This window comes from Longimicrobium sp., from assembly GCF_036280135.1.
GTDB lineage: Bacteria > Gemmatimonadota > Gemmatimonadetes > Longimicrobiales > Longimicrobiaceae > Longimicrobium.
Map to the genome: position 1 here is coordinate 1 of NZ_DASURI010000875.1, position 10,500 is coordinate 10,500.

A 10,500-nucleotide genomic window follows, 5' to 3' on the forward strand; every position below is an offset into this window, starting at 1 on the left:
AAAAAACGCGGATCCCGTCCCCTCGCCGAAAGCAGCCCCTCTACCAAGGGACGCCGTCATCCTGCTGGTTCCGTCCGGTCCGCGACCGGCCGTCGCGTGCCAGACATCAAGCGCTTCCAACCTCCCCCAGCAGTTTTGGGGGAGGTGGGCGAGCTCCGCGAGCCCGGCGGGGGCGCCCGCGCAGAGCCCGCCAACACCCGCGCAGACCCTTCCTGAAACGAACTCTCCCCCCTCATCCCGCCCGGCATTACACGCCAGGAGATGACGCCCGCGCTGCGGACGGGATCCGACGGGTTTCCATCCGCCCCGGAATTGGGTAAATTCGTACGCTGCATTCACCTCTGGCGCGCCACGAAGGACGCTGAAGCATACATGGAGAACCGCACGGCGCTGGTCGAGGGGCTCATTGCCCGCTTTCCCCACATCCCCCGCGAAGCCGTCTTCAAGGAAGACTTGCTGCGCACGGGGATGGCCTTTGACGACTCCGCGCTGACCGACAACCTCGAGGGCGAGGTCAAGCCCAAGTCGTACTTCATCTTCTCGTTCGACCAGAAGCCGCTCACCCAGCTGGGCAACGCGGCCAAGCGTCGTCCGCCGGAGGAGATCGCGCTCACGGGCGGTCCCTACGAGCTGCGCCGCACCATCGTCTCCGTGCGCGTGAACCCCGATTCGCCGTACCGCGTGTCGCGCGGCGCCGACGGGGCGCTCACGCTGTCCATGGACGGACAGATGGTGGCCGACGTGACGCTGCCGCCCATGCCGGAGTACTACCGGCACACGCTCAGCAACGGCAAGACGGTCATGGAGATCGCGCCCACCATCCAGTGGGGCTACCTGGTCTACCTCACCGTCTTCCGGATGTGCCAGTACTTCGGCGCCAAGGAAGAGTGCCAGTACTGCGACATCAACCACAACTGGCGCCAGCACAAGCACGCGGGGCGGCCCTACACCGGCATCAAGCCCATCGACGAGGTGCTGGAGGCGCTCGCCATCATCGACCAGTACGACACCGGCCACACCTCGCACGCCTACACCCTCACGGGCGGCAGCGTGACCAGCAAGGTGGACGGGTACGCCGAGGCGGACTTCTACGGCCGCTACGCCGAAGCCATCGAGTCGCGCTTTCCCGGCCGGTGGATCGGCAAGGTGGTGGCGCAGGCGCTGCCCCGCGAAGACGTGCAGCGCTTCAAGGACTACGGCATCAAGATCTACCACCCCAACTACGAGGTGTGGGACAAGCGCCTGTTCGAGATCATCTGCCCCGGCAAGGAGCGCTACGTGGGCCGCGAGGAGTGGCACCGGCGCATCTTCGACGCGGCGGAGGTGTTCGGCGCGCGCTACGTGATCCCCAACTTCGTGGCGGGCGTGGAGATGGCCCGGCCGTTCGGCTTCCAGACGGTGGACGAGGCGATCCGGTCCACGCGCGAGGGACTGGACCACTTCATGTCGCGCGGGATCACGCCGCGGTTCACCACGTGGTGCCCCGAGCCGGCCACGCCGCTGGGCAAGGACAACCCCGAGGGCGCGCCGCTGGAGTACCACATCCGCCTGCTGGAGACGTACCGCGAGGCGCTGGAGCAGCACGGCCTGCAGCCGCCCCCGGGCTACGGCCCCCCGGGCGCCGGCAACGCGGTGTTCTCCGTCAGCTCCTTCATGGACACCCTGGCGCCCAACGACGAGAACGCCGACGAGCTGATGACGGCCGGCACGCAGGCGTAGGCCCTCGCGTCGTCCGCATCGCCAGGATGAACGACGGCCCCGCTCCGAGCGCTCGGAGCGGGGCCGCGCTGCGTCCGGCGGATGGAGATCAGCCGCTAGTTGACGGTGATCACCACGGTGTCGGGCCGCGAGCCGGACTGGCTGGCGATGACGCTCGTCGTGCCCGCGCCCACGCCCGTCACCACGCCCGACGTGCTGCCGACGGTGGCGATCGCCGTGTTGTCACTGGCCCAGGTGATGGACGAGAGAGGCATGGTGTCGCCCAGCGCGTTCAGCCGGAAGGCGTCCAGGTCTACCGAGTCGCCCACGGCCAGCGTCGCGGCCGACGCCGAGGCGGAGGTGATGGTCGCCCACTGCATGTTGGTGCTGATGCCCAGCTGGAACTCGAACGCGTTGACCGTGCCCGAGAGGGCGAAGACGTAGTGCTTCTCGGCCACGGACGTGTCCTGCGCCTGGATGATCTCGTTCCACTGGTGGTACCGCTGGTTGGACGCCGTGAAGGTGCCGGTGGCCGAGGGCTCCACCACCGAGACGCTCCCCGTGCCGTCCGTCACCCACGGGTTGGACCAGAAGAACACCCGCACGCCGCGCGAGTGCAGCGTGACGCCGTCATCCGTGCCGATGGGCTGCGGGACCAGGTTGACCACCTGCATGTCGAACGAGACATCGGTGCTCGTGGCCACGTAGTCGTTCACCGTCATCAGGGCGTGTGGGGCGCTCTGGAAGTAGATGTAGTGCGATGCGCGGATGCCGCCGGTGCCGGGCGCCGCCTCGCGGCACGAGACCGTGCCGGCCCGCACGTCGGCCGTGCAGCGCAGCAAGGCCGTCGAGGCCAGCGGCTGCACCGGCGTCTCCGGCGCGCGCAGCAGGGGATCGGCGGTGTCCGAGCACGCGGCGAGGACCGCCATGGCGGCGACGAGGGACAGACCCGCGAACGCGAGGGGATGTCGGCTGATTTTCATGGGACTGGCTCCGGGGAGAGGGCGGAAGGAAGGACCGGCCGGCCGCGATGCGCCGGCATCCACAATCTTGCCCCCGAATCTACCAGAGTCAAACATTTTCAGACGATAAAACACAATACTCCCGATCCTCCAGCGGATCGGGAGTGCTTCGCGCGAAGCATGGACACACTACAAGAATATCAGAAATTCTTCAGCCGAACCCGGTTGTTCTCAGCGGTTGGTTCTTCAGGCACAAAACCCTGTGTTTTCCTTTGAATTCTCACAGTTATTCGGTTTACATTCGGGCGTAAATCCACTATATTGAACCGTCGGAAGTCGAGTTCATTATCTCCCTCTGAAAGGACGGATTCCATGGCTGACCAGACCCTTCAGTACCACTTCAACTCCACCGTCGAGACGCCGCAGACCATGACCGCGGCCGCCGCCGTGGCCGAGGGCCAGCCGTACATCGTGGTGGTGTCCAACCCGGACGTGCTGCTGCGCATTGCGCCCAACCAGGGCGCCGCGCCCACCAACTACATCTCCACCATCGACACGCGCACGGGCGTGTACGCCGACGTGCTGGCCTCGTACGACGTCTACATCCCGCGCACGGTGACGACGCTCGTGGCCATCTGACCACCGGCGTGACGCGCTGAAGCAGGGAGGCTCCCGGTCCGGGTCGGATCGGGAGCCTTTCCTTTCACGCCCGCGCCGCGTCGGGCTCGGGATGTTCCGCATCTGTCTCTTCGGTGTCGCTCATGACGGCGTACGTGCGGGGTTCCGTGGCGATGTCCACCACCTGCACCTTCACCCGCATCCCGGCGTGGGCCAGCATGTCCACGAGCGAGTCGATGGTGAACGCTTCCATCTTGCCCCGCTTCACGTCGCTGATGCGCGGCTGCGAGACCCCGAACAGCGCCGCCGCCTGCCGCTGCTTGAGCTTGCGCTCCCGCATGATGCGAAGGATGGCGTTCATCAGCTTGGAACGAACGTACAGGCTCTCCGCCTCGTCCGGCGGCAAACCCAGGTCCGCGAACAGGTTCGCGCCGGGCGGGGTGATGTGTCCAATGATCATCGCATTCCTCCCTTCCGAGTGTTGCCGTGGGCGTCGCGCTCGCGCAGCATCTGCGCGTACCTCGCGCGAGCTACGTCGATGTTGTGCTGGGACGTGGCCCGCGTGGTCTTCTGAAACGCGTGCAGCACGTACACGGCTTCCGCGAACCGGGCCACGTAGATCACGCGGTGCTGCACCGTACCGCCCTCGTGCGTCCGGACCCGGATCTCGCAGGCGCCGGGGCCGATCGTTTCCATGGGCCTCCAGTCTTCGGGCTCCTCACCTTCCTGCACCAGGCCGAGCTCGCGGCCGGCCCTGCGGATCGCCGCACGCGGAAAGTCCAGGAGCTCCGCCTTGGACCGCCCGACCCACTCCACGAGCTTCTCGTCACCGGACATTATACTCCATTCCGATATTCGGGGTCAACGGAGGGGCGCAGTGGCACTGTTTCGCTGCTGTCGCCATTGGATCGCGGACAAACGAATTCGCCCGCGAGGGAGGTCCTCGCGGGCGGATTCAGGATGGTCGGCATCTGTCTTTTCCAGCCTCCGGGCCGGATGATCCCTGCTTTGCGGTCGCGCCAGGATACGCGCGGCCCGCGGACGGAGCAAGGGCGCCGGCGCCCCTCCGAGCGGATCAGGCGGGGGGCAGCACCTGCGTCATCACGGCGACGAAGTGGCACACGCTGCCGCCCAGCACGAACAGGTGCCACACGGCGTGCGCGTATGGCTTTCTGCTGTGATAGAACACCGTTCCGGCCGTGTAGACGAGGCCACCCGCGACCATCCACCCCAGCGTGGCGGCGGACAGGCGCTCGAGCATGGGGACGATGGCGATGAGCGCCAGCCAGCCCATCCCCACGTAGATGCCCGTGGACAGGCGCGGGAACTTGCCCGTGAAGAACAGCTTGAACACCACTCCGGCCACGGCCAGCCCCCACACCACGCCGAACAGGCTCCATCCCCATCCGCCGCGCAGCCCCACGAGCATGAACGGCGTGTAGGTGCCCGCGATGAGGAGGTAGATGGCGCTGTGGTCGAAGATCTTGAGCCGCTCCTTGAGGTCCGGCCACGTGACGGCATGGTAGACCGTGCTGGCCGTGTACAGCAGCACGAGCGTGGCGCTGAAGACGGCGCTGCTCACCACCTTCCACGCGTCGCCGTACATCGCGGCCAGCACGATGAGCATAACCCCGCCCGCCAGGCTGGCGATGACGCCCGCCCCGTGGGTGAGGGCGTTGGCGAGCTCCCAGCGGGGATCGTCGGACTGGTCCATGGGGGACCTTTCTGCGGAGGTGGCGAACGGCACGCGCGTATTGACCCGGAAGTTAATACGCGGCCGATCCGCGCGTAAGGCTTTCGTCCGGCTGAACATCACTCATCGCAGGAAGGTGGCGGATCGGTGATCGGACAAAGATCGGAACGTCTCACCAGGGGGTCCAGCACGCGGTCCGGACAAGGGACGGCTTCGGCCCGGATCGCGGCCACCGCGCCGGCGGCGACTGAAGTCGCGGCTCCGACAGCGTGATGTCCGCCTGCGCGGACCGCTCCTGCCGCGCGCCGTGACATGTGCACGGGAGCATGGTTCACGCAATCCGCTGATCGCGACTCTCGCACTCTCGCACTTCTGTACTTTCGTACGTGAAACTGTACGCGGACTCCGGGGTGCAATATCTTGGCGCGTCGGAATGACGCGCCCACCGAATGCTACCCCCCCGTTTCCAACCGACCGAACCCCCCATGTCCGCATATCACAGACTTCGACGCGCGGCCGCCGTGGCCGCGCTGCTGCCGCTCGCGCTGGCCGCCGGATGCATGTCGGCCAACAAGCGCCTGGAGCAGGGCCTTACGCTGGAAGCCCGCGGCCGCCCGGCCGAGGCGGCTCGCCGCTACATCGACGCGCTGCGGCGCGACCCCAGCCTGGCCGAGGCGCGCACGCGCCTGCAGGAAACCGGCGGCCGCGCCGTGGAGCAGTCCCTGCTTGAAGCCCGCGCATCGAGCGACGCAGGCGCCTTCGCCACCGCGGCCGAGTACCTGCTGCAGCTGGACGACCTGCGCCGCGACGCGGCCGCCGTGGGCACGGAGCTCCCCGTCCCGGCGGACTACGCGCAGTACCGGCGCGGCGTGCTGGACGGAGCCATCGACGCCGCCGTGCAGGCCAGCGCCTCGCTTTCCGGGAGCGGCCGCTACGGCGACGCGCTGGGGCGGCTGGACAACATCAACCGCTGGCAGCCGTCGCAGGAGCAGCGGCGCGCGGCCAACGAGGTGCGGCTGGAGACGTACGCGCAGTGGATGGGCTCCGAGGGCGCCGCGGGCCGGCACCGCTCGGCATACAACGTGGGCGAGCGCGCCGTACAGGCGCTGGGGCGGCAGTTCCCCGGAATGGAGCGCATCCTCGAGGCGCAGCAGGCGGCGCTGGACGAAGGCACCGTGCGCGTGGCCGTGCTCCCCATCCAGGCCGCGCGCCGCGCCGAGGAGCAGCTGCCCGCGTCGTTCCTGCGCGACGCCGAGGACGAGCTGGAGGGCGGCGCGTGGGCGCGTCCGCCGGCGTTCGTGGAGGTCATCGACCCCGTGGACGTTCGCCGCGAGGCGCGCCGCTACGGGCGCGGCGACCTCACGCGCACCAGCGAGGCCGTGCGCCTGGGACGCGCCGTGGGCGCCGACCTGGTGGTGACGGTGGAAATCGACAGCATCGGCTTCACGGAGCACGACGCCCGCGAGGAGCGCCGCGCCGTCCGCACGCGCGGCGGCGCCGACACGGCGTTCGCCGTCCGCAGCGGCCGCCGTCAGGCGTGGGCGCAGGCCCGCTACACCATCATCGACACCAACGGCAGCCGCACGGTGCTCCGCGAGGATCTCGTCCCCGAGGCCACGCGCGACTTTCGCGAGGGCGTGTTCCCTGGCGACTGGCGCCAGCTGCTGCTGAACGACGACGACCGCCGCCTGTTCAACTCCGCCGAGCGCGACGACTTTCGCAGCGACCTGATGACGAACCTGCGCCGCGACATGACGGAGGACCTGTCGCGGATGGTGTTCGACCGGGTGCTGCGGGAAGTCAGGTAACCGCAGTGCGAGAGTGCGAGAGTGCGAGAGTGCGAGAGTGCGAAAGTGAACTTCGCCGGATCGCGCTGAGGCACATCGGGTGATGGATGGAGGCCGGCTCCCGCGTGGGAGCCGGCCTTCGTTTTCATCCACGCATCATCTTCGCCGCGTCAAACCGGGCGGATGACGCGCGTTCCGCATCAGAGGCCCGTGGACGGGCCGGCATCCAGCCAATCATCAGATGCGCGTCCTTCTCCTCGTCATCACTCTCTTCGCGACAGCGCCGCTCCGGGCGCAGAGCGCATTCACGCTGCCCGCGCCCGGGCAGATGGCGGCGCGCGTCGTGTCGCCGTCGGATTCCACGCAGCGGTACGCCGTCTACCTGCCGTCCGCGTACGCGGCGGAGCGGACGTGGCCGGTGCTGTTCGTGATGGACCCGCGCGGACGCGCCACGTTCGCGCTGGAGCGGTTCCGGCCCGCGGCGGAGCGCTACGGGTGGATCCTCCTGAGCTCGTACAACACGCTGAGCGACGCGGACACGTCCGCCGCCGCCAACGAGCGCGCCCTCGACGCCATGATCGCCGACGCGCAGGCGTCGCTGCGCATCGACACACGGCGCGTGTACCTGGCCGGCTTCTCGGGGACGGCGCGGTTCGCCTGGGTCGCGGGCGAGGCGCTGGCCGGGCACGTGGCGGGCGTGATCGGCGTGGGCGCGGGCTTTCCCGGCGCCTCCGTGGCGTGGGGACGGCGCGTGGCGGAGCGGAAGGCGTTCCCGTTCTTCGGCGTGGTGGGCGCGACGGACTTCAACTACGAGGAAGTCGTGGCGCTCGACAGCACCCTCGCCGCCATCGGCCTGGAGCACGGGCTGGAGGTGTTCGACGGCGCGCACCAGTGGCCGCCGCCGGACGTCGCCACGCGGGCGGTGGAGTGGATGGAGCTGCGGGCCATGCGCGCCGGACTGCGCCCACCCGACGAGCAATGGATGGATTCGCTCCGCGCCGCGCGCATCGTGGAGGCAGCCGCGCTGGAGTCCGCGTCGCCGCTGGAGGCGCTGCACGCGTACCGCGCCGTCGCGGCGGACTTCGCGGGAGCCGGCGACGTCGCGGGGGCGGAGGCGCGCGCGGCCGCCCTCGCCCGCGACCCGCGCGTGCGCCGCGCCCAACGCGCGGAACGGGACGGACGCGCACGCGTGGAAGCGTTCCGGCGCACGCTCGCGGAGCTCGTCCGCCGGATCGACGAGGACACGCGGCCACCGTCGCTGCGCGAGTCGCTCGCCCGCATCGACCTGCCCGCGCTGCGGCGGCAGGTGGCGGACTCGGCGGACGTGCACGGGTCGCGGGCGGCGCGGCGAATGCTCTCCATCGCATCCACCCACACGGGCTACTACGCGCCGGAACGCGACCTGGAACGCCGCCGCCCCACCCGCGCGCTGGCCCAGCTCCGCGTCGCCGAGGCCATCACGCCCGGCGATCCGAACCTGTGCGCGCGCAGGCTGGCCGCGTACGCGCAGCTTCGCGCTCCCCTGCCCCTCGTCCGCGAATTCCGCTGCGTGGCGCATGCCCTGTCGCCCGGGTCCCCGCGGTCACGATGAGGCGTCTCCTCCGCGGTCTAGGCGGAGAATCCGATCCTCAGATTTTCATCATCACGGCCTACTTGCCGCGCCGCCTGCGGGATGGCAGGATACGGTCGCACGCGGGATTTACGTCCGATCCCGAATCCCCATCCTCCCCCGGATCACCCGTGGACAGACGCACATTCCTTGGCCATGGCGCGCAGGCGGCGCTGGCCTTCGGCATCCTGCCGCACGCGGAGCTGCTGGAGTCCATCGCGCGGCGCGGCGGCCCGCCGTCGCCCTTTGCCCAGCTGCGCGACCGCTACTTCGTCCGCGCGTTGAGCCTGAACCCCGTCACGGCCACCTACCTGGGCGGCGACGCGTACGATCCGTCGCTGCGCGAGGTCAACGCCCGCCTGCGCGACTACAGCCCCGCGGCGCTGCGGGCGGAGCGCGCCTTCTACTGGGAGATCAAGTCCGCGCTGGAGCGCATGGACCCGTCGACGCTCTCGCCGGAGGAGGCCATCGACCACGCGGTGATGGGCGCGCAGCTCAACTTCATCATCCACCAGCTGGAGGACCTGCGCTACTACGAGCGGTCCATCGACACGTACGTGGCCGAGCCCTTCCGCGGCGTGGACTGGCAGATCCAGCAGATGACGGACGCCGGCAACGGCCTGCTGGGCACGCCGGCGGAGTGGGCGCTCGTCATCCGCCGGCTGAATGCCGTGCCCGGGTACATCCGCCAGGCCGAGGGCAACTTGGCCGGCGGCAAGGCAGCGGGGAACCTGCCCGACTGGCGGATGGTGGAGCGCGACGGCGTGGGCGGCAGCCAGAGCAACGCCGAGTACTTCCGCACGACGCTGCCGGAGCTGGCCGCGCGCTACCTGGGCTCGCGCCCGTTCGCCGCGGGCACCCTGCGCCAGCTGCGCGCGGCGTCGGAGCGAGCGGCGGCGGCCTACGAGGGTTTCGCGGGCTTCCTGGAGCGGACGTACGCCGGCGACCGCACGGACCGCTACGCCGCGGGCGAGCGCGAGTACGAGTGGCGCGTGCGCAACAACCTGCGCGAGACGCGGGGCGCGGCGGAGCTGTACGCCTACGGCCAGCAGCAGACGGAGCTGTACCAGAACCGCATCTACCAGGTGGCGGAGCAGGTGGCGCGCGAGGCGGGGCTCACCCTGCCCTTTGGCACGCGGGACGAGAAGAACACGGGCGTCCGCGCCGTCATGGAGCACCTGGGCGGCGACTCGCCGGGGAACGACGACGAGCTGCTGCAGTGGTACGTGGACGCGGGCAAGCGCGCCGTGGAGTACGGCCGCCAGCAGCAGCTGTTCGACATCCCGGCGGAGTACCGGCTGGACGTGTGGCCCACGCCGCCCGTGCTGCGCAGCACCATCGACGCGGCGTACTACGCGGCGCCGCCGTTCAAGACGTCGGGCGTGGGCCGGTTCTATCTCACGCCCACCGGCAACGACGCGGCGGCCCTGCGGCTCAACAACCGCGCGTCCATCGCCGACACGGCCATCCACGAGGGGTTCCCGGGGCACGACTGGCACTACAAGTTCATGACCCAGAACGCCCGCGGCATCAGCAACATCCGCTGGCTCACGCCAGGCGCCGTGGAGGACAGCGCGTCCATGTGGCAGGATTCCATGGCCGCCGAGGGCTGGGGCCTGTACGCCGAGGAGCTGATGTCGGAGCCCGTGGAGGGCCGCCCGTACGGCTTCTACACGCCGGGCGAGTACATGTACGAGCTGCAGGGCCAGCTGCTGCGCGCCGTGCGCATCGTGGTGGACGTGGGCATCCACACGGGGCGGATGACGTTTGACCAAGCCGTGGACTACTTCACGGCCAACGTGAACTTCTTTCCCAACGCCTGCGCGCGGGCGGCCGGCGACCCCGCGGCCCGCGCCGTGTGCGAGGGCGCGCAGCGGGCCATCTACCGCTACAGCAAGTGGCCCACGCAGGCCATCACGTACAACCTGGGCAAGAACGCCATCCTGGAGCTGCGCGAGGCGTACCGCCGGCAGCGCGGCGCCGCGTACACGGCCAAGGACTTCCACGAGCGGCTGATGCGCCTGGGCACCATCCCCGTGGGCTACATCCGCGAGTACTTCCTGCGGCAGGGGTGACAGACGGTTTCGATCGACTGCGGCTCCCCGGGAGCGTCATCCTGCATATTACTAGGAT

9 protein-coding genes are annotated in these 10,500 nt (G+C 69.5%); 5 read left to right on the forward strand and 4 right to left on the reverse strand.

What is annotated here, in order from left to right:
* The first annotated feature begins 372 nt into the window (after positions 1–372).
* Positions 373–1,719 (forward strand): radical SAM protein, encoded by a 1,347-nt coding sequence (locus tag VFZ20_RS28245; RefSeq protein ID WP_329687313.1) that lies wholly within the window; start codon positions 373–375, stop codon positions 1,717–1,719.
* A 95-nt stretch (positions 1,720–1,814) separates the two neighbouring features.
* On the opposite strand, the gene VFZ20_RS28250 is transcribed toward VFZ20_RS28245, so the two are convergent.
* Positions 1,815–2,681, reverse strand: a complete 867-nt coding sequence (locus VFZ20_RS28250) for a hypothetical protein (RefSeq protein ID WP_329687314.1) — start codon at positions 2,679–2,681, stop codon at positions 1,815–1,817.
* 351 nt (positions 2,682–3,032) lie between these two features.
* Between VFZ20_RS28250 and VFZ20_RS28255 the strand changes: the two genes are divergently transcribed.
* Positions 3,033–3,299: a hypothetical protein gene (locus tag VFZ20_RS28255; protein WP_329687315.1), complete on the forward strand. Its 267-nt coding sequence runs from the start codon at positions 3,033–3,035 to the stop codon at positions 3,297–3,299.
* Between the two features lie 64 nt (positions 3,300–3,363).
* On the opposite strand, the gene VFZ20_RS28260 is transcribed toward VFZ20_RS28255, so the two are convergent.
* The 3 genes from VFZ20_RS28260 to trhA all read right to left on the reverse strand — a co-directional run bounded on the left by VFZ20_RS28260 (position 3,364) and on the right by trhA (position 4,992).
* Positions 3,364–3,738 (reverse strand): helix-turn-helix transcriptional regulator, encoded by a 375-nt coding sequence (locus VFZ20_RS28260; protein ID WP_329687316.1) that lies wholly within the window; start codon positions 3,736–3,738, stop codon positions 3,364–3,366.
* Positions 3,735–4,115, reverse strand: coding sequence for a type II toxin-antitoxin system RelE/ParE family toxin (locus tag VFZ20_RS28265; protein WP_329687317.1), 381 nt, complete (start codon positions 4,113–4,115; stop codon positions 3,735–3,737). Before VFZ20_RS28265 ends, VFZ20_RS28260 begins: the two co-directional genes overlap by 4 nt.
* Before the next feature lie 238 nt (positions 4,116–4,353).
* A complete protein-coding gene (gene trhA / locus VFZ20_RS28270; protein ID WP_329687318.1) occupies positions 4,354–4,992 on the reverse strand; it encodes a PAQR family membrane homeostasis protein TrhA in 639 nt (212 codons plus the stop codon).
* Positions 4,993–5,456: 464 nt separating this feature from the next.
* On the opposite strand from trhA, the gene VFZ20_RS28275 reads away from it, so the two are divergent.
* The 3 genes from VFZ20_RS28275 to VFZ20_RS28285 all read left to right on the forward strand — a co-directional run bounded on the left by VFZ20_RS28275 (position 5,457) and on the right by VFZ20_RS28285 (position 10,442).
* Positions 5,457–6,779 (forward strand): hypothetical protein, encoded by a 1,323-nt coding sequence (locus VFZ20_RS28275; protein WP_329687319.1) that lies wholly within the window; start codon positions 5,457–5,459, stop codon positions 6,777–6,779.
* Between the two features lie 220 nt (positions 6,780–6,999).
* The gene (locus tag VFZ20_RS28280; protein ID WP_329687320.1) at positions 7,000–8,349 is read left to right on the forward strand and encodes a hypothetical protein; all 1,350 of its coding nucleotides are present in this window, start codon (positions 7,000–7,002) and stop codon (positions 8,347–8,349) included.
* A gap of 149 nt (positions 8,350–8,498) precedes the next feature.
* The gene (locus VFZ20_RS28285; protein WP_329687321.1) at positions 8,499–10,442 is read left to right on the forward strand and encodes a DUF885 domain-containing protein; all 1,944 of its coding nucleotides are present in this window, start codon (positions 8,499–8,501) and stop codon (positions 10,440–10,442) included.
* Positions 10,443–10,500: the final 58 nt, after the last annotated feature.